Origin of the sequence: Caballeronia insecticola (assembly GCF_000402035.1) — a bacterium.
GTDB lineage: Bacteria > Pseudomonadota > Gammaproteobacteria > Burkholderiales > Burkholderiaceae > Caballeronia > Caballeronia insecticola.
In genome coordinates, this window is the sequence record NC_021294.1 from 306,838 (window position 1) to 327,020 (window position 20,183).

15 protein-coding genes are annotated in these 20,183 nt (G+C 66.2%); 6 read left to right on the forward strand and 9 right to left on the reverse strand.

What is annotated here, in order from left to right; genetic code table 11:
* Positions 1–51: 51 nt before the first annotated feature.
* Together BRPE64_RS15520 and BRPE64_RS15525 are read right to left on the reverse strand one after the other, a co-directional pair.
* The gene (locus tag BRPE64_RS15520; protein ID WP_016354401.1) at positions 52–546 is read right to left on the reverse strand and encodes a hypothetical protein; all 495 of its coding nucleotides are present in this window, start codon (positions 544–546) and stop codon (positions 52–54) included.
* Positions 547–686: 140 nt separating this feature from the next.
* Positions 687–2,186: a UdgX family uracil-DNA binding protein gene (locus BRPE64_RS15525; RefSeq protein ID WP_016354402.1), complete on the reverse strand. Its 1,500-nt coding sequence runs from the start codon at positions 2,184–2,186 to the stop codon at positions 687–689.
* Positions 2,187–2,428: 242 nt separating this feature from the next.
* Here BRPE64_RS15525 and BRPE64_RS15530 point away from each other — a divergent pair, with 242 nt between their 5' ends.
* The gene (locus BRPE64_RS15530) at positions 2,429–3,130 is read left to right on the forward strand and encodes a glycosyltransferase (RefSeq protein WP_016354403.1); all 702 of its coding nucleotides are present in this window, start codon (positions 2,429–2,431) and stop codon (positions 3,128–3,130) included.
* Between the two features lie 4 nt (positions 3,131–3,134).
* On the opposite strand, the gene BRPE64_RS15535 is transcribed toward BRPE64_RS15530, so the two are convergent.
* From BRPE64_RS15535 to BRPE64_RS15565, 7 genes are all read right to left on the reverse strand, one after another.
* Positions 3,135–3,722, reverse strand: coding sequence for a nucleotidyltransferase family protein (locus tag BRPE64_RS15535; protein ID WP_044042280.1), 588 nt, complete (start codon positions 3,720–3,722; stop codon positions 3,135–3,137).
* A 114-nt stretch (positions 3,723–3,836) separates the two neighbouring features.
* On the reverse strand, positions 3,837–6,059 hold the full coding sequence (locus BRPE64_RS15540; RefSeq protein ID WP_016354405.1) for a xanthine dehydrogenase family protein molybdopterin-binding subunit: 2,223 nt from the start codon (positions 6,057–6,059) through the stop codon (positions 3,837–3,839).
* Positions 6,056–7,045: an FAD binding domain-containing protein gene (locus BRPE64_RS15545; RefSeq protein WP_016354406.1), complete on the reverse strand. Its 990-nt coding sequence runs from the start codon at positions 7,043–7,045 to the stop codon at positions 6,056–6,058. The genes BRPE64_RS15540 and BRPE64_RS15545 overlap by 4 nt, the downstream gene beginning before the upstream one ends.
* Before the next feature lie 10 nt (positions 7,046–7,055).
* Positions 7,056–7,772 carry a (2Fe-2S)-binding protein gene (locus BRPE64_RS15550; RefSeq protein WP_016354407.1) on the reverse strand — a complete coding sequence of 239 codons (717 nt, stop codon included), beginning with the start codon at positions 7,770–7,772 and terminating at the stop codon, positions 7,056–7,058.
* A 392-nt stretch (positions 7,773–8,164) separates the two neighbouring features.
* On the reverse strand, positions 8,165–8,443 hold the full coding sequence (locus BRPE64_RS15555) for a DUF4148 domain-containing protein (RefSeq protein WP_016354409.1): 279 nt from the start codon (positions 8,441–8,443) through the stop codon (positions 8,165–8,167).
* A 109-nt stretch (positions 8,444–8,552) separates the two neighbouring features.
* A complete protein-coding gene (locus BRPE64_RS15560) occupies positions 8,553–9,068 on the reverse strand; it encodes an isochorismatase family protein (protein WP_016354410.1) in 516 nt (171 codons plus the stop codon).
* 4 nt (positions 9,069–9,072) lie between these two features.
* On the reverse strand, positions 9,073–10,395 hold the full coding sequence (locus tag BRPE64_RS15565) for a hypothetical protein (RefSeq protein WP_044042679.1): 1,323 nt from the start codon (positions 10,393–10,395) through the stop codon (positions 9,073–9,075).
* A gap of 91 nt (positions 10,396–10,486) precedes the next feature.
* Between BRPE64_RS15565 and BRPE64_RS15570 the strand changes: the two genes are divergently transcribed.
* From BRPE64_RS15570 to BRPE64_RS15590, 5 genes are all read left to right on the forward strand, one after another.
* A complete protein-coding gene (locus BRPE64_RS15570) occupies positions 10,487–10,924 on the forward strand; it encodes a GFA family protein (RefSeq protein ID WP_016354412.1) in 438 nt (145 codons plus the stop codon).
* Between the two features lie 199 nt (positions 10,925–11,123).
* Positions 11,124–12,698, forward strand: a complete 1,575-nt coding sequence (locus BRPE64_RS15575) for a S53 family peptidase (RefSeq protein ID WP_016354413.1) — start codon at positions 11,124–11,126, stop codon at positions 12,696–12,698.
* Positions 12,699–12,779: 81 nt separating this feature from the next.
* Complete coding sequence (locus BRPE64_RS15580) at positions 12,780–14,495, forward strand: S10 family peptidase (protein WP_232519252.1); 1,716 nt, start codon at positions 12,780–12,782, stop codon at positions 14,493–14,495.
* A gap of 109 nt (positions 14,496–14,604) precedes the next feature.
* Positions 14,605–16,752: a catalase HPII gene (gene katE / locus BRPE64_RS15585; RefSeq protein WP_016354415.1), complete on the forward strand. Its 2,148-nt coding sequence runs from the start codon at positions 14,605–14,607 to the stop codon at positions 16,750–16,752.
* 115 nt (positions 16,753–16,867) lie between these two features.
* Positions 16,868–20,161 carry an ATP-binding protein gene (locus BRPE64_RS15590; protein WP_044042281.1) on the forward strand — a complete coding sequence of 1,098 codons (3,294 nt, stop codon included), beginning with the start codon at positions 16,868–16,870 and terminating at the stop codon, positions 20,159–20,161.
* Positions 20,162–20,183: the final 22 nt, after the last annotated feature.

Below are 20,183 nucleotides of genomic sequence, written 5' to 3' on the forward strand. Positions count from 1 at the left end.
CGGCGGCTTTCGTGCGGATCGTGCAGTTTGCGCGCGGGGCGCGCGCGATGCTCAGGTTTCCGTGTTGCCGTCTTCGGCAGGCAAGGTCTTCGGGATAAAGGCTTCGGCGCGGCGGCGAATGTGATCGACTTCGCCGGTCACGAACGTGCGGTTGTCGGCGGCGAGCGCCTGCTGATACGACGCGCCTTCCGGCACGCGATGCAGCAGCGCGCGCAATTCGCCCTGCGTCGTCTGTTCGACCGGTTCGTAGTCGTAGAGGCCGAGCGAGAGTTCGGCGCGTTCGTGCAGGAGGAACAGGCACGTCGCGAACACGCCGACCGCGAGCACTTCCTGCGCGCCGAAACGGAATTCGTGCGGCATGGCCGAGAACGGCAGCCACGCGATGAGCGCGGCGCCCGCGAGCGCCAGCGCGACCGTCGCGTTCAGCAGCAGTTGCAGGCGCGCGACGATGCGCTCGCGCTCGGTCTGCAGTTGCCCGGCCGATTTCGGCACGAGCGCGACAGGCGCGGATTGACGGCGGAGTTCTTCGAGCGGGAGAGCGGCCATGAGGGTGTTGTCGGAGGCATCGGTGAGCGCACAGCGGCGCGACACCGGTATAACGCGCGGCTTACAGGAACGTTGACGGCGCTTTCGTCTTGTTGCGCCTGTTTCGTCCTGTTGCACTTGACCGAAACGCGACGGCCCGCTCAGCGTGTTCGGTCCCTGACCGGCGTGCGGATGGTCGCGGTGCCGTCCGCGATCTGTTGCGCGAACACGAGCGCCTCGACAATCGTCCCGAAGACTTCCGCGCGCACTTTTTCGTCGGTGACGCGCAGCAGATACGACGGGTGATAGGTCGGCACGACGATGCACCCCTTGTGCTCGATGGTCTTGCCGAGATACTCGGACAGCGCCGTGCGATGGCCGGTGAGCGCCTTCAGCGCCGTCGCCCCGAGCGCGACCACCACTTTCGGCGCGACGCGTTTCAGTTCTTCCTCGAGCCAGAAGCGGCAGGCCTCGCGTTCGCGCTGCGTGGGCGCGAGATGGGCGCGCTCCTCGCCGTGCGCTTCCCACTTGAAGTGCTTCACCGCATTGGTCAGATAGAGCGATTCGCGCGCGAGCCCGGCCTCGGCGATGGCCTCGTCGAGCAGCGTGCCCGACGGACCGACGAACGGCGTGCCCGCGCGGTCCTCCTGATCGCCCGGCTGCTCGCCGACCAGCATCACGCGCGCACCGGCGGGACCCATGCCCGGCACGGCCTGCGTCGCGTTGCGCCAGAGCGAGCAGCGCCGGCATGCGTCGAGCGAGGGCGGCGCCGTGAGCATCGTGCCCTGGATCGGCTCCAGATCCGTGTTGATGGCCACTTCCATCTCGGGCGGCACACTGCGCGGCTCCCGATCGCGCCGCGAATACGGATCGGCGCGCGCGATCAGCGCGGGATCGGCACGTTCGTTCTGCGGGCTTTTCCAGTAACGCACCGGCATATGCGACGCCATTTCGGCGGCGTTCGCCTGCGCGGGCGCGAAGGTGCTCTCGTAATACGCGAGCCAGAGCGCCTCGATGGCGTCGCCGCTCACCGCTTCGCCGTTCATCTCGGTGTCGCCGAAGTCCATGGGCTTTTCTTCCGGCTCGCTCGTGCGGTCGACGCGCAGCAGCGCGCCGTCCCAGAAAGCGGCGCCGTGCGGCGTGGCGATCATCCACGTGGCGCTGCCCATGCGCGTTGCGAAATGCATGGCGGCGTGCTCCAGCAGATCGTGCAGCGGCTCGCACCAGCTGATGAACTCGGGCGGCCCGAGCGACACGTCGCGATGCCGGAAACGCAGCGTCTTGCGCATTTTGTTTTCCTCGGCCTCGACCGTTTCGATCATCTGCGCCAGCCGCCGGCCGTCCGCGTCTTCCGGCGATGCGATTGCGCGGTCGCCCTGGGTCCAGCGCCACAGCGCCTTGTAGAGAAACGGCCAGCGGTCCGGCGCGCGATAGCACGCCGCCGTTTCAAGCATGGCCAGAAATTTGTGGGCGATGCGCACGGGCTTTTTGGCGTCAGGATTTGCCGAGCCGGGCGCGGGCGGATCGATGCTGCCGAACACCGTGGCCGACGCATCCGTTTCGCGCCACGACACCTCCTCAGGCCGCAGACCTTCCATGAGGAGATTGCGCGCTTCGGTACGCCACGCGGCAAACGACGGATCGATGGTGACGCATTTCATCGGCGAGCGGAATCGGAAAAGTACTGTATATCCATACAGTAATTCTATCGATGCTCGCGGCTTTCCGGCAACTATTTAACGATGATCGCACCCTTTTGACGGAGCGTTTCGTCCGCGCTGCGAGGCCCGACATTTCATTTGACGAAACATGGGAACAGTCATTGCTGAAATCGATCCATCGCGGCCGCCGATTGCTTTGGCGAGTGCCTGACAACGAAACCAAACCAATACAAGGAGCCGACATGCTCGCCATCGTCATCCCTGCCCATAACGAAGCCCTGCATATCGGCGTGTGCGTGGCGGCGGCGCGCCGTGCCGCGGATCATCATCAATTGCTCGGCGAGGCGGCGCGCGTGATCGTCGTGCTCGACAGTTGCACCGACGACACCGGCGACATCGCGCGGGCGTTCGGCGCGGACGTGACGTCGATCGACGCGCGCAATGTCGGCATCGCGCGCGCCTACGGCGCCGAACGGGCGCTGGCGCTGGGCGCGCGCTGGCTCGCCTTCACCGATGCCGATACGACCGTCGCCGATGACTGGCTCGTGCGCCAGCTCGACTGCCGCGCCGATGCCGTGTGCGGCGTGATCGGCGTGCACGACTGGTCGCCGCATATCGGCGCGGTGCGCGAGCACTTCGGGCGCACCTACACGGATGCGGACGGGCATCGGCATATTCACGGCGCGAATATGGGCGTGTCGGCGAAGGCGTATGTGCGGGCCGGCGGCTTTCCGCCGCTGGAATCGAGCGAGGATGTCGCGCTCGTGGAGGCGCTTGTCGCGAGCGGCGCGCAGATCGAATGGAGCGCGGCGCCGCGCGTTTTGACGAGCGCGCGGACGGATTTTCGGGCGAAGAAGGGATTCGGCGCGACGCTGCTCGAAGTCAGCAAGCGTTATCTGCCGATTGGGTCGGATGCCGCGGATTCGGCGGCGATTGCGGCCTGAGGTTTCAACCGGTCGCCAGATCCCCCGGCAAATCGACATCGCGCAGCACGTTCGGATCATCGACCTCGACGATAAACGGCGCATGCATCGACAACAATCCACGCGCGCCGGCATCGCCATCGAGCGCGGCGAGCGTCTCCCGATGCGTCATGCCGAACCCAACCGGATGCCCGCGCTTGCCGCGATGCACCGGCGCCACCAGCGTTTCGCCGCTATCGAGCGCGCGGGCGACGGCTTCATACGTTGCGGGTTCGATCCACGGCATGTCGCCGAGCGCGACGAGCCAGCCATCGGCGTCGGACGTGGCGCGGACGGCGGCGGCGAGCGTCGCACCCATGCCGCGCTCGGCATCGATACTGAAGATGACCTTGCAGCCGGCTTCGTTCAGCACGTCGGCCAGTTTTTCGGCGCCCGGCCGCACGACAGCGATGACTTCGGAGGCCACCGCCAGCAAATGCCGCGCCGATTGAAATACAACAGGCGTGCCGTCGGGCAATGTGGCGAGCAGTTTGTTGCGCCGCCCGGACGGGTCGAAACGGGTGCCCAGGCCCGCCGCCAGCAGGATGCCGGTCGCGCTCGACGAATAGGTCATCGCAGCTGCTCGTGTGGGAATCGAACGGGAATTGTGCGGCGCATCGAAGCGCGCGGCAAGCACAAAAAAACCACGCGGCGGCCGTGAAAAAGCCGCCGCGTGGCGTGCTTCCGGTCACGCAGTCGTCGGCGGCAGGATGCGGTCGAGCGTGATCGGCAGGTCGCGCACGCGCACGCCTGTCGCGTGATACACCGCGTTGCCGAGCGCGCCCGCCACGCCCGTAATGCCGATTTCGCCGATGCCGCGCGCGCCGAGCGGATTGATGAGCGGATCGGGCTGGCCGACGAATGAGATATCCAGCATGCCGATGTCCGCGTTCACCGGCACGTGATACTCCGCGAGATTCGCGTTCGTGTAGCGCCCGTAGCGCGAATCCATTTCGCCTTTCTCGAAGAGCGCCGAGCCCACGCCCCACACGATGCCGCCCATCAGCTGACTATGCGCGGTCTTCTCGTTGAGCAGCGTGCCGACGTCATATACGCCGACGATGCGCGGCACGCGGATCACGCCGAGATCGGCATCGACGTGCACTTCCACGAACACCGCGCCGAACGAGTGAAACGCGTACTGCTTCTTTTCGTCGCCGGGGCGCGTGGTGGCGGTGGCCTCGATCGCGCGTCCGCCGTTGCGGGCGATGATCGCCGCCGCCGGATCGCGCTTGTCCGGATTCGACACGCTCACGACCCAGCCGTTGGACACCGTCACGTCCTCGCGCGCGAGACCCGCGACGGGCGAGCCGCGGTCGGCCAACGCCAGCGCGATCAACTGATCGCGTGCCTGGAGCGACGCCGCGCGCACCGCCGGCGACACGCTCGCCGCCGATTGCGAGCCGCCCGACACCGGCGCCTTCGGCAACGACGAATCGCCGAGCGCGAAACGCACGTAATCGGGCGGAAAGCCGAGCGCGTCGGCGGCCACCTGCGTCATGATCGTGTACGTGCCGGTGCCGAGATCCTGCGTGCCGGAGGCGACCATCGCGGTGCCGTCGGGCAGAATGCGCGCAATCGCCGAGGCTTCGCTGCGGTTCGCCGGATACGTCGCCGTGCCGACACCCCAGCCGATCAGCGTGTTGCCCTCGCGCATCGAGCGCGGCGCCGGGTTGCGCCGCGACCAGCCGAATTTTTCCGCGCCGCGCTCGTAGCACGCGGTCAGCGCCTTCTCCGACCACGGCTTCTTGTCCTGCGGCTCCATGTTCGCGTAATTTTTCATGCGGAACGCGAGCGGATCCATCTTCAGCTGATACGCCATCTCGTCCATCGCCGATTCGAGCGCAAACGAGCCGCTCGTTTCGCCCGGCGCGCGCATGAACGTCGGCGTGCCGATATCGAGCTTCACGAGCTTGTGCGACGTCGACTGGTTCGGCACCGCGTACAGCATGCGCGTGACGATAGCCGAGCTTTCGGTCCAGTCTTCGAAGGTCGATGTCGTCGAGATGACGTCGTGGCGCATGCCGGTCATGATGCCGTCGTCGCGCGCGCTGATCAGGATGCGCTGCTCCGTGAACGGCCGGTTGCCGATCATGCCGAACATCTGCGGTCGTTCGAGCACGAGCTTGACGGGACGGCCGGTTTGCTTCGACGCCATGGCCGCCAGCACGACATGCGACCACACCGAGCCCTTGCAGCCGAAGCCGCCGCCGACGAACGGGCAGATCACGCGGACGTCGTCATCGGGAATGCCGAAAAACTTCGCCACTGCGCTGCGCGCGCCGGACACGCCTTGCGTCGAGTCGTAGAGCGTGAGTTTCGGGCCGTCCCAGCGCGCGAGCGTCGCGTGCGGCTCCATCGGATTGTGATGTTCGTAGGGCGTCGTGTAGACCGCGTTCAGGCGCGTCGGGCCTTGCCGCAAGCCTGCATCGACGTCGCCGCGCCGCGTCGTGATCGCGCGGCCCATCATCTTTTCCGGCTGATACGCGGCGCCCTTCGCGCGCTCGAAATCGGCATTGGGCATCGCGGCTTCGTAGCGCACATCGACGTAGCGCGCGGCGCCCTGCGCATGTTCGAGCGAATCGGCGACGACCACTGCCACCGGCTCGTTGCTGTAGCGCACCTCGTTGGTCTGCAAGAGCGTGAGCTTGCGCACGGCGGGCGGCTGCGCGTCCGGGACGCCGTTGTTCGGCAGACGCATCGCGTTCTGATACGTCATCACGAGCAGCACGCCGGGCATGGCCTGAGCGCGGCTCGTGTCGATCGACGCGATGCGCCCGTGCGCGACCGTGCTCGTCACGAGGACCGCGTGCGCGAGCTTCGCGTCGGCGTTGTCGGCCGAATAACGCGCCTGGCCCGTGACCTTCAGCACGCCGTCCGTGCGATCGAGCGGTTTTCCGATGACAGTCATGCGACACCTCCGGCCTGTTGAACCGCGCGCACGATCGCGCGTTGGGCGAGCGCGACCTTGAACGCGTTCTCGCGCTGCGGCTGCGCGCCTTGCACGGCGAGGGCTGCGGCGGTAGCGAGCGTCGCGCGGTCGAGCGGCTTGCCGACGAGTGCGCGTTCCGTCGCGTCCGCGCGCCACGGCTTGTGCGCGACGCCGCCAAGCGCGATGCGCGCGCTTTTCACCGTCGTGCCGTCCATTTGCAACGCGGCGGCGACGGAGACGAGCGCGAACGCATAGCTCGCGCGATCGCGCACCTTCAGATACTTCGAATGCCCGGCGAACAGCGGCGGTGGCAGATCGACCGACGTGATCAGCTCGCCCGCCTGCAAGGTCGTGTCGAGATCGGGCCGCTCGCCCGGCAGCCGATGAAACTCCGCGAACGCAATCGTCCGCTCGCCGTTCGGGCCGCTCACGCGCACGACGGCATCGAGCGCCGCAAGCGCCACGCTCATGTCGGACGGATTGGTCGCGATGCATTGCCGGCTCGCGCCGAGAATCGCGTGCATGCGGTTGTGGCCGTCGATCGCGGCGCAGCCGCTGCCCGGCGTGCGCTTGTTGCACTGAGGAAAGCCGGTGTCGTAGAAATAGGCGCAGCGGGTGCGCTGCATGAGATTGCCGCCGACGGTCGCCATGTTGCGCAATTGCGCCGATGCGCCCGCGAGCAGCGCCTGCGACAGCAGCGGATAACGTTCGCGCACCCACGCGTGATTTGCGCAATCGCTGTTGCGCACGAGCGCGCCGACGCGCAGGCCGCCGTCGGGCAGCGCGGTGATGCCGTTGAGCGCATCGATGTGCGTGATGTCGACGAGCTTCATCGGCCGCATCACGCCGCCTTTCATGAGGTCGAGCAGGTTCGTGCCGCCGCCGATGAACATCGTGCCCGGCTGGCTGGCCGCCTGCAGCGCCGCGCCGATATCGGCTGCGCGCTGATAGGAAATCGCGTCCATGTGCGTCTCCTCAGGCGTTCGACGATGCAACGGCTTTCACCGCCGCAACGATATTCGGATACGCGCCGCAGCGGCAGATGTTGCCGCTCATGCGTTCGCGGATTTCGTCGTCGGACAATTGCGCCGGGCGAAAGCGCACGTCGGCCGTGACCGCGCTCGCGTCGCCCGCACGGTATTCGGCGATGAGCGCCGTCGCCGAGCACAACTGCCCGGGCGTACAGTAACCGCACTGAAAGGCGTCCTTCTCGATGAACGCGCGCTGAATCGGCGCAAGCGTGTCGCCGTCGGGCGCGAGGCCTTCGACGGTCGTCACGGTTTCGCCGTCGTGCATCACCGCGAGCGTGAGACAGGAATTGATGCGCCGTCCCGACACGATCACCGTGCACGCGCCGCACTGGCCGCGGTCGCAGCCTTTCTTCGTGCCGGTGAGTCCGGCGTATTCGCGCAACGCGTCGAGCAGCGTCGTGCGCGCTTCGACCTGCAATTCGTACGGATGCCCGTTGATGTTGAGCCGCACGGGCATCATCGGCGCGGCTGCGGGCGGCGGCGCGTTGGCCGGTGTCGCGGCGGGCTGCTGTTGCGCGTGGGCGAGCGGCGCGGCGGTGACGGCGGCGGCTGCCGCGGCCGATTGCAGAAAACGCCGGCGCGACGGCTTTTGTGCCGTGTCGTATGCCGCGTCATATGCGGTCTCGCTGGCGTCGGGGGTAAGCGTATTGTCTCGGGACATGGCGATCGGATGCTCCTCGCTCGTTCGGAAGGGCGCCGTCCGGTTCGAGTCTTCATGGGCATTCGCTCGCGGCCGACTGCGACATCGTGCGGCGAGCGCCGGCTGCTCGAATCCTGTCGGTGCGTGGGATGCGCGGGCGCGCGCGTACGGCGATCAATCCATGTCGGTTAATCAGCCTCGATTATTCAAACTCGATGAATCAGCCGATCGAACGTTCGACCCCGCGACGGCGAAAACTCAGCAAGTACGATGCCATCCACGGCGGCAGCAGACGCGGCGGCGCGCGCGCCGGAATGGCGTAGCGCGCTTCCACGTAAATGCTGCATGCGCAGGTAAATCCTTCGCTGTCCGATCGAACGAAGATGGCGAAATTGCCATGTTTGCCGCGATGCTCAACGCCCCGGATACATCGACGGCGAATTGCGCGCCGAACGCGCGGGACCATAAGGATCGGGATTGCCGAAGCGCGGAATGGTGCCGTCGGCGCGTGCGCGGGCGAGATCGGCGCGCACCTGGTCGCGCGTGAGCGGCCCGTTCGACGCCATCGCCATTTGCGCGGGCATCGGCTGCTGCATCATCGGCTGAGTCGTGCCGCCCGCATTCATTTGCGCCGATGCGGTTGCGCTCATCAGCACGCAAGCCGCGCATGCGGCCAGCCAGATCGTCTTCATGGTCGTTCTCCTTCGGGTCGTGTGTTCATGTATACGCGCCTGAGGAGAAAACGGATGATTGTCGGATGGCGTCCGCAACTAACGGTCTTTTAGGGCGGCCGCCGTCGAATCATTTGATCAGCGCGAGCGCTTCCCTGAAACGCGGATGCCGATAACTGCCAAGCCAGCCAAAGATCGATGTCTCGACGGTCGTGAGCCGCGCGCCGTCCTGCCGTGCGCGTTCGAGCGCGATGGCGCGGTCGTCGGCGCGGCGCGAGGCGACCGCATCCGCCACCAGTTCCACGCGATAGCCGAGCCGCCGCAAGCCGAGCACGCTCAACAGCACGCACACGTGCGCTTCGGCGCCGGCGACCCATAAGGTCTCGGTCGTCGGCGGAAGCGCGGCGACGAACGCAGGCTCAAGCGTCGCATCGAACGTGTGTTTCGCGATGACGTTCGCCGAGCGCATGTCGTCCCGTAAAACGTCCGCGGTCGCGCCGAGTCCGTCCGGATTTTGCTCGGTGACCACCACCGGCACGCCGAGCAGATTCGCGGCGCGCAGCAGCGTCGCGACGCGCCCGCTCAGACGCTCGCCGCCGTCGAGATGCGGCAGCAGCCGCGCCTGCATGTCGATGACGACGAGCATCGGCTTACGCCTCGCTTTCCATGATCCGGTCGATCAGACGCGCGTTCTCGCCCGCCGAACCGATGCCCGCGTGCTTCGCCATCGGCACGAAGAAATGCGTCGCGACCGGCAGCTTCGAGCGCGAAAGCCAGTTCGCGAGATGATCGGCGAGGCGCTTCGCCGGCGCTTTCAGTTCCTCGCGCAGCGCGCCGGGCAGCATCTCGAAGTGACGCATGTCGGTCTGATACGGCTCCGGCGCGACGCACAGCGCATTGGGCCGGCCATCGACATCGACGGGCAGACGCTCCAGCGCCTGATGCAGCAGCGCGACGCCGAGACCTTCGCCGCGCCACGGCTTGCGCACTTCCCACAGGCTGATGTAGATCACGCGATGCGCATTGAACACTTCGCACAGCTTCTCCGGCCCGAGCGCCTCGGTGGCGGCCAGCGCAAACGAAAGCATTTCGCCCGAGTAAGTGTCGAGCGTGTAGACGAGATCGGCGCTGCTATGCAGCGGCGGCACCTTGACGAGCTGAAGCCGGACCGCCGCCGCGACGATATCGCTGCCCGCTTCGTGGAACACGGCGAACGCGGTGCCCAGGCGTTCGTCGTCGACTTGCGGATACTCGTGGCGATAAGTCATCGTGAAGAGAAACGGCCCGATCTTCTCGCGATAGGCAAGCGGCCGGTCGACGTCGTAGTCGTCGGTGCCGTCGAGGCCGTAGGGATCGTAATCGCGCTTTTCGCGCCGCTCGCCGTTTTGCGCCGACGCGGCCAGCGCCGCGAGCGGACGGCGCGATTCCGGCACGAGGTCTTCGGGCAGACCTTCCCACGTAAGGCGCAAAAATTCGCGCCCGCCGCGGTAGTGCGTTTCGAAGAGCGAAAGGATCGATTCGCCCGCCGCCGGATCGAGGATGCGCTGCGCGCATTCGTACGCGCGGTCGAGCAACTGGTCGGCCTCGGCGGGATCGGGCGAGAGATGCGGCTCGCTGCCTTGCGGCGCAGCGGGCAGGCCTTTTGCGAGACGTTCCTTGTGCGCGAGTTCGAGCCATTCGTCGGCGGCGCGCTCGGCGATGAATCCCGCCGCGATGCGATAGCCCGTCAGCACGATCGACTGGCCGGTTTGCCCGAGCGGGAACACGTATTCGTCGTTCATCACGTCTTCGACGGTGACGCGCTGAAACGTTTCGCGCGGCGCCAGGGCGTTGGCGGCTGCGTCGAAGCGGCCGTGCGACAGCACGTGGGCGACAAGGTCGGATGCGGCGGGACCGAACTCCGATCCGGCGCCGGGAAGAAGCTTCAGGAGGGACAAGGTGCTCGTGGTGCCGGTCGTGCTCGATGTGCTCATGAGTGCCATCTCCGATCGTGAAGGGTTATCGTAACAAACCGCGAGGCGCGGCAGGCGTGCCCGCGCGGGCCGTTTTAATTGGGAGATATCGATGAATGTTCAAAAGCGCGATGAATCGACCGCAACGGTTCACGAAGGCGGTTGCGCCTGCGGCGCATTTCGCTTTCGCGCGACGGGCGAGCCGCTGCGTGTCGGCATTTGTCATTGCACGACATGCAGGCAAGTACATGGCTCCGCTTTCGGAGCTTATGCGATTTACGCCCGCGGCGACGTGATGATGAGCGGCAGCCTCTCCACCTGGCGCAGTTCCGAACAAGGCCGGCGGCATTTTTGCCCGGCGTGCGGCTCGGTTGCGTACATGGAGTTCGAGTCGCGCGACGAAGTGGATCTGCCGCTCGGCGCTTTCGACGAAACCGGTCTCTTCGAGCCGGATTATGAACTGTGGTGCAAGCATCGCGAGCCGTGGCTGCCGCGCGGCGTGCGTCCCGAGTACGACGAAGAACGGCCGTATCAGGCGCGCGCGGACTGACGATTATCGGGAGCACATCGGGACATCTTTTGTCCCGCCGGAACTGCATGATCGGGTCAACGGTCCGAGCAATTGCATTCGCGCACGGAAAATAAGACGATAAGCGGCGTGCTGCGCGACGAGGCACACGCGCCGGATGCGCGAAAACGGCAGGATCGAGAACCTTTGAACTTCACGGCCAACGAGGAGTATCGATACCATGGCGAAGCAACCGGTCAGCGGCAGCGACAAGATTCATCCCGAAGGCACGACATGCATCGGCGCGTGCGATCCTGGTGAGCAGATCGAAGTGGTCGTGATGCTGCGGCGCAAGGACGAAGCCGGCTTCAAGCAGATGATGGCGAAGATCGACGCCGGCAACGCGCCCGCGCAGTCCGTCTCGCGCGAGGAATTCGACCAGCGCTTCGGCGCCTCCGACGCAGACGTCCAGAAGGTCGAGGCCTTCGCCAAACAGTACGGCCTGACGGTCGTGCGCGCCAATGCCGAGATGCGCAGCGTCGTGCTCAAAGGCAGCATCGAAGCGTTTCAGAAGGCTTTCGATGTCAAGCTCGAACGCTTTCAACATCACAACATCGGCGAATATCGCGGGCCGACCGGACCGGTCAACGTGCCCGACGACATGCACGATGCAATCACCGCCGTGCTCGGTCTCGACAGCAAGCCGCAGGCGCGTCCGCACTTTCGCTTCCGTCCGCCGTTCAAGCCGGCGCGCGGCGCGGCGCCCGCGTCGTTCACGCCGGTCGATCTCGCGCGTCTCTACGATTTCCCCGATGGCGACGGCGCCGGCCAATGCATCGCGATCATCGAACTCGGCGGCGGTTATCGCGACACGGACCTCTCCGCGTATTTCAAGAAGCTCGGCGTGAAGGCGCCGAAAGTGGTGGCGGTCGGCGTGGACAACGCGAAGAACGCGCCCACCGGCAACCCGAACGGACCGGACGGCGAAGTCACGCTCGACATCGAGATCGCGGGTGCGATTGCGCCGGGCGCGCGCATCGCCGTGTATTTCGCGCCGAACAGCGACGCCGGTTTCGTCGATGCCGTCAATCGCGCGCTGCACGACGCCACCAACAAGCCCTCGGTCATCTCGATCAGCTGGGGCGGCCCGGAGTCGATGTGGTCGCCGCAATCGGTCGGCGCGCTCAACGACGTGCTGCAAAGCGCGGCCGCGCTCGGCGTGACGGTGTGCGCCGCGTCGGGCGACAGCGGCTCGTCCGATGGCGTCGGCGACGGCACGGATCACGTCGACTTTCCGGCGTCGAGCCCGTATGTGCTCGGCTGCGGCGGCACGAGCCTGTCGGCGTCGGGCACGGGCATCGCGCAGGAAGTCGTGTGGAACGACGGCGAGCAGGGCGGCGCGGGCGGCGGCGGCGTCTCCGGCACGTTCGCGCTGCCGGTCTGGCAGAAAGGGCTTTCGATCACGCGCAACGGCAAACACGTGGCGCTCGCCAAACGCGGCGTGCCCGATGTCGCGGGCGACGCATCGCCGCAAACCGGCTACGAAGTGCTGATCGACGGCGAAGATACGGTCGTCGGCGGCACGAGCGCGGTCGCGCCGTTGTGGGCTGCGCTGATCGCCCGCATCAACGCGCTCAACAACGCGCCGTCGGGCTTCGTCAATCCGAAGCTCTACAAGGCGAAGGCGGCGTTCCGCGACATCACGCAGGGCAACAACGGCACCTTTTTCGCGGCGGCCGGCTGGGACGCGTGCACCGGCATGGGCAGCCCGGACGGCGCGAAGATCGCGGCGGCGCTCAAGCCCGCGAAGAGTTGACGTAAGGCAAGCGCAACGCAAGAGCGAGACATGAGCACGACAGTGAACAACAACCATGACGACGATTCTGGAGCGACAACGATGAACTCCGATCCACTGGCAGCGAGCGACAAAACGGCGAACGCGGAAGAACCGGCGCTGGCGGCCGCGAAGGTTCCGGCGAAGACCGCGCCCAAGAAAACCACGAGCGCGAAGAAGGACCAGCCGTACTTCGATCCGGTCGCATACGGCAACGGCCCGGACGACGCCGTCGCTGCGACCGAAGCCGACGAGAACGCGGCCATCACGCATCACAGCGTGACCGTCGGCGGCGCGAAGATCGCGTACACGGCGACCGTCGGCCATTTGGTGACGGTCGATCCGAGCAGCTCGAAGCCGGACGCGAAGATGTTCTATGTCGCGTTCACGAAGGACGGCGCCAAGGAGGAAACGCGGCCGCTCACGTTCTTCTATAACGGCGGGCCGGGATCGTCGTCGGTGTTCGTGTTGCTCGGCTCGTTCGCGCCGCGCCGCATCAAGACCGCGATGCCGAGCTTCACGCCGCCCGCGCCGTATCAGATGGAGGACAACCCGGACAGTCTTATCGACCGGAGCGACCTGATTTTCATCAATCCGGTGGGCACGGGCTATTCGGCCGCCATTGCGCCGAACAAGAACCGCGATTTCTGGGGCGTGGATCAGGACGCGGGCTCGATCGCGCAATTCATCAAGCGCTATCTGACGAAGAATAATCGCTGGAATTCGCCCAAGTTTCTGTTCGGCGAATCGTACGGCACGGCGCGCAGTTGCGTGCTTGCCTACAAGCTGCACGAAGACGGCATCGACCTGAACGGCATCACGCTGCAATCGTCGATACTGGACTATGCGCAGGCGGGCAATCCGGTCGGCGCGCTGCCCACGGCCGCCGCCGATGCGTGGTACCACAAGAAGCTCGGCGTGCATCCGACGCCGACCAATCTGGTCAATTTCGCGGAGGAAGTCGCGGAGTTCGCGCGCACGGATTATCTGAACGCGCTGCGCAAGTTTCCGCAGACCGACGACGAAGTGGTCGAGAAGCTGTCCGAATACACCGGCATCGGCAAGGCGACGCTGCTCGCGTGGAGTCTCGATATCGCGGCCTACGACAGCCGCGGCAATTCGCTTTTTCTGACCACGCTATTGAAGTCGAAGGGCGAATCGCTCGGCGCTTACGACGGGCGCGTGACGGCGATATCGTCCGGCATCGCGGGGAAGATCGACCCGAACTCGGGCAGCAACGACCCGACGATGACCGCCGTGAGCGGCGTCTACACGACGATGTGGAACAGCTATCTGAACGAGCAGCTCAAGTTCACGTCCACTTCTTCGTTCACCGATCTCAACGATCAGGCGTTCCTCAACTGGGACTTCAAACATACGGACCCGACGGGCGCGCAGAAGGGCATCGACTCGAAGGGCAACATCATTCTCTACACGGCGGGCGACCTCGCCGCGGTGATGGCGCTGAATGTCGATCTGCGGGTGCTGTCGGCGAACGGCATGTATGACTTCGTGACGCCGTTTTATCAGACCATCATCGATCTTCAGCAGATGCCGCTGATCAACAGCACGGTGCGGCAGAATCTGTCGGCGACGTTCTATCCGTCGGGACATATGGTCTATCTCGACGGCGGCTCGCGCACGCAGCTCAAGGCCGATCTTGCGAAGATGTACGACGCAGCAACGGCGAATCATGCCGCGATGAGCCGGATCATCACGTTGCAGAAGGTGACGGCGGAAAAGACGGACGCGGCGTTGTCGCCTGCCGGCGGCGGCTGAGCGCCGTTCTGCGTTTGGATTCCTGCGCTTCCGTTTCTGGAAGCGCAGGCTTTCGGGAACGCCGATTGCGGACAAAGGGGCAAAGATCACCCCACCCGGAGTCCCGCACATGGCAACAAAGAATCAACCCGCGAAGCAACCGGCGAAGCAACCCGCTAGCGCCGCCGCGCGCACGCCTTCGCAGAGCAATAGCAATCCCAAAGTCAATTCGCTCGAATCCTTCCGCAGCGACGCCACCAATCAGGCACTGACGACCAATCAGGGCGTCAAGATCGCCGATAACCAGAATACCCTGCGTGCCGGCGAGCGCGGACCGTCGCTGCTCGAAGACTTCATCATGCGTGAAAAAATCACGCACTTCGATCACGAGCGCATTCCCGAACGTATCGTCCATGCGCGCGGATCGGCGGCGCACGGCGTCTTCAAGGTCTACGAATCGCAGGCAGGACTGACCAAGGCGGGGTTCCTGCAAGATCCGTCGAAGGAAACGCCCGTCTATGTGCGTTTCTCGACGGTGCAGGGCTCGCGCGGTTCGGCCGATACCGTGCGCGACGTGCGCGGCTTCGCCGTCAAGTTCTATACGGAAGAAGGCAACTTCGATCTCGTCGGCAACAACATGCCGGTGTTCTTCATTCAGGACGCAATCAAGTTCCCCGATTTCGTCCACGCCGTGAAGCCCGAACCGCACAACGAAATGCCGCAAGGCGGCTCCGCGCACGACACCTTCTGGGACTTCGTCTCGCTCGTGCCCGAGTCCGCGCACATGGTGCTCTGGACCATGTCCGACCGCGCGATTCCGAAGAGCCTGCGTACGATGGAAGGCTTCGGCATTCATACGTTCCGCTTCATCGACGCACAGGGCCAGGGGCGCTTCGTGAAGTTCCACTGGCGTCCGACGATCGGCTCGGCGTCGCTGCTGTGGGACGAAGCGCAGAAGCTCGCGGGCAAGGACGCGGATTTCCATCGGCGTGATCTGTGGGAAGCGATCGACAACGGCGACTATCCGGAATGGGAGCTCGGTGTGCAGATCGTCGAGGAAGCGGACGAGCACAACTTCGACTTCGATCTGCTCGATCCGACCAAGATCATTCCCGAAGAACTCGTGCCGCTGAAGATGATCGGCAAGCTGACGCTCAATCGCAATCCCGACAACTTCTTTGCTGAGACCGAGCAGGTCGCGTTTTGTCCGGGACATATCGTGCCGGGCATCGACTTCACGAACGATCCGCTTCTGCAAGGCCGCCTTTTTTCCTACACCGATACGCAGATCAGCCGTCTGGGCGGGCCGAATTTCCACGAAATTCCGATCAACCGTCCGCTCGCGCCGCTGCACAACGGCCAGCGCGACGCGATGCATCGTCAGACGATCAACAAGGGGCAGGCGTCCTACGAACCGAATTCCATTGACGGCGGCTGGCCGAAGGAAACCGCGCCTGCCGCGGCGGGCGGCGGCTTCGAAAGTTATACGGAGCGCGTGGAAGGCTCGAAAATCCGCGTGCGCAGCCCGTCGTTCAAGGATCATTATTCGCAGGCGACGCTGTTCTGGAACAGCATGACCGAGCCGGAGCAGGATCATATTGTCGGCGCGTACTCGTTCGAATTGAGCAAAGTCGAGCGAAAGCCGATTCGTGAGCGCCAGCTCGGCATTCTCGCGAATATCGATGAAACGCTCGCGACGCGCGTCGCCGAGAATCTCGGCCTGTCGGCACCGAAAAAGAGCGCGGATGCCGACGAACTCGGCAAATCGTCGGTGACGGAATCGCCGGCGCTGTCGCTTGTGGCGAAGGCGGTGCCGTCGGTCAAGACGCGCAAGGTCGCGATTCTGGCCGCGCCGGGCGCGGACGCCGCGAGCATCCAGGCTATCAAGGACGCGCTTGCGGCAGAGGGCGCGCATGCCAAGGTCATCGCGCCGACGCTCGGTTCGCCGGCCGAAGGCGTCGAGGCCGATGCCACCATTCTCGCGATGCCGTCGATCATGTTCGACGGCGTGATCGTCGCGGGCGGCCAGCAGAGCGCGAAGACGCTGTCCGAATCGGGCGACGCGCGTCACTTCGTGCTCGAAGCGTTCAAGCATCTGAAGGCGCTCGGCGCAATCGGCGACGGTGAAGACTTGCTCGCCGCCGCGCATTTGCCCACGGGCGACGAAGGCGTCTCGGTCGGCAGCGACGCCGCTCAGGTGATGAAGAGCTTCATCGAAGCGATGAGCCAGCATCGCGTGTGGTCGCGCGCGAAAAAGGCGGAATCGGTGCCGGCCTGAAGCGCAGACTGTTTTGCCGCACGCAACGAAGCGCGCCTTCACTCATCATGCCGGTGATAGGCGCGCCCGGACGTTTTTGAGACACTAGCCGCACCGCTCACTTCGAGGGTGCGGCATGTTCGACTGGTCGAGGCATCGTGGCGTTCTCCGGTGTGTGTTCGTGCTGCTGGCTTGCGTGCTGTGCGCGCAGGCGGCGGGCGCGAAGCAGCGCATCGTCGTGGGCATGGCGGCGAACCTCACGCCGCCGCTCGACATGGCATACAGCCAGGCGGCTCCGCGCGGCATCTCGGTCGATATCGCGAACACGCTGGCTGACAAACTCGACGCCGAAATCCAATGGCGTCTTTACCCGGATCGCGCGGCGCTGACGGCGGCGCTCCGGCGCGGCGACATCGACATGGCCACGAGCGCGACCGGCGCGGACACCGGCGAGGCGCTGGCTTACAGCCGTCCGTATATGCCGATCAAACAGGTTTTCATCGAGCCGATTGCGAAACGTTCGCCGACGCATCGGCTCGCCTACGTCGATGCGCAGACATCGCCCGCGCGCCTGCGGACCGCGTATCCGTCGATGCAGCCCGCCGCGTTTTCCGATCTGAGCGGCGCGTTGCTGGCCGTCTCTCTCGGCGACGCCGATGCCTTCGTCGGCGACATGACCGCCGCCGGCTACGCGATCACCCAATACACGCTGCCGAACCTGACGATCACCGGCTTCGCGTCCTTCGACGAAGATGGCTACAGCTTCGCGTTCGCGCCGGATCGCGCGGACAAGAGCGCGCTGCGACAGCGCATCGACGATGCGCTCGCCGCGTTGCCGCCTTCGTTCGCCCTGGTCGAGCATGCGCGCTGGAACCCGGCCGCCTCGCCGGTCACGCTGAAAACCTCGATGCAACTGACCGCCGACGAAACCGCGTGGGTGCGCGCGCATCCCGTCGTGCACTATTCGATGCTCGCGCAGGCCGCGCCGGTCACGTTCCGCGATTCGCGCGGCCAGCCTGCGGGCGCCGCGGTCGATTTGCTCGACGCCATCGCGCGCGTGACCGGTCTGCGCTTCGAGGCGCGCGTGCGCGATTCGTCCGGACAGTTGATCGCCGATCTCCGCAGCGGCGCGTCGGAGATGCTGCCGTACAGCGCGGGCGACACATCGCCGGTTGCCGGCGCCGTGCCGACCGTGCCGACGGGCGAAGCCATTTTTGCGATCGTCACCGCAGCCGGGCAGCCGCCGCTGCGCAACGCCGCCGCGCTGGACGGCAAGCGCGTCGCGCTGTCCGTGGACACGATGCTGCGCGACCTCATTCGCCGGTACGCGCCGGGCGTGCGTTTCGTCGATACGCCCCCGCTCGACGGACAGTTCCGCGCCGTCGCGAAAGGCGAGGCCGACGCCACCGTCGCCGATCTGTCGTTCGCGAACTACGCGGTCGGCAATCCCTATCGCGACGTGCTCGCGATGACCGGCGTGCTGTCGACGCGGCCGCTTCCGCAAGGCTTGCTCGTCGCGACGAACCAGCCGGTGCTGGCGGGCATCGTGAATCGCGCGATCGCGTATCTGCCGCCGCCGGAGCTGGCAACGATCCGCTCGCGCTGGAAGCTCTCCGAACACCCCGAAGTGCTGTGGGAGCGCCGCCGTCCGCAGGTTGCGCTCGGCGCGTTGCTCGGCGGCCTGCTCGTGCTCGTGCTGGCGGGCTGGGCGCTGACTTTGCGCGTGCAGATCGCGCGCCGGATCGCCGCGGAAAAGGCGATGCGCGTGGCGAAGGAAGAGGCCGAGACCGCGAACCGCGCGAAATCGACCTTCCTCGCGACGATGAGCCACGAAATCCGCACGCCGATGAACGCGGTGCTCGGGCTGCTCGAAATGGAACTGCGCGCGCCGGGCGAACGCGCGGCGACGGAGCGCGCGCTGTCGACGGCGCATCGGGCGGCGCGCGATCTGCTCGAAATGATCGACGATCTTCTGGATGTGGCGAAGATCGAGGCCGAGCGGCTCGTGCTCGCGCCGGCGCCTTTGGAAATCGACGCATGGATCGCGGGCGTGGCCGCGATCTACGAGCCCGCCGCGCGCGCGAAGCGTCTCGCGCTGATCGTGAAGCGGCAAGGCGAAAGCGATCCGGCCTGGATCCTCGCCGATGGCCAGCGTCTGCGGCAAGTTCTCGGCAATTTGTTGTCGAACGCGATCAAATTCACCGATGCCGGCGCGGTGACGCTCGAATATGGCGTCGCGGCGGCGCACGAGGGCCGGCGCACGCTGACGTTCGCGGTATCGGACACGGGAATCGGTATCGCGCCGGAGCCGCAGGCCGCGCTTTTCACGCCGTTCGTGCAGGCCCACGACGGCCGCGCGCGCAGCTTCGGCGGCACTGGACTCGGGCTGACAATTAGCAAGCGCCTCGTCACGATGATGGGCGGCACCGTCACGCTGTCGAGCGAGCCGGGACGCGGCACGCGCTTTACCGTGCGCATCGATTTTCCGGAAGCGGAGGCGGTCGCGCCGCCGGTCGAAGCGCCGCGGGCCGCGCCGGAATCGCTGGCGGGCTTGCGCGTGCTCGTCGTCGACGACCATCCGGCGAACCGCATCGTGCTCGACGGGCAAATTCGGCACCTGGGCGGCGAGGTGCATCTCGCCGTCGATGGCAAAAGTGCGCTGGCGGTCTGGCGCGCCGGGCCGCACGCTTTCGACGTGATTCTCACCGACTGTTCGATGCCGGAAATGAGCGGCGAGGAACTGACGCGCGCGATCCGCGACGACGAAGCGCACGGGACATCGGCGTCGAGCCCCGTGCCGATCATCGGCCTGACGGCGAACGCGCAGCCCGTAGCAGCAATGCGCGCGATCGCCTCGGGCATGACGACGTGTCTCGTCAAGCCGCTCGGTCTCGATGCGTTGCGCGAGGCGCTCGTCGCGGCGACGGAGGGGCGGCGCGTGCCGCCGGTGTCGCCGGAGCACGTTCAGCCCGTCGCGTCCGCTGCGCCCGCTGCGCCCGTCGCGCCCGCTGCGCCCGTCACGCCCGTCGCGCCCGTCGCGCCCGCTGCCCCCGCCGATCCCGCTCCCAGCGCCGACACGTTCGATCGCGCATTGCTGTCCAATTTCGGCGATCGGGCGGGCGCGCTCGTCGATACGCTGAAAACCGCGAATGCGCAGGATTCCGCTGCCGCGCGCGCGGCCTTCGACGACTGCGACTGGGCGCTCCTGCGCGACAAGGCGCACCGGATGGCGGGCGGCGCGGCCGTGATCGGCGCGGTGCCGTTCACGCGTGCATGCCGCGCGTTGCAGGACGACTGCGATCGCGCGCTCGACGAAGACCGCAACGGCGAGGACGATCCGCGCATCGCGGCATCGTTCGCGGCCTTCGCCGCGGCGTCCGCGACGCTCGACGCGGCGCTGGACACCGCGCTAGCGCCGCGCGCCGCGTAAATCTCCGTTGCGCTTTGGCCGC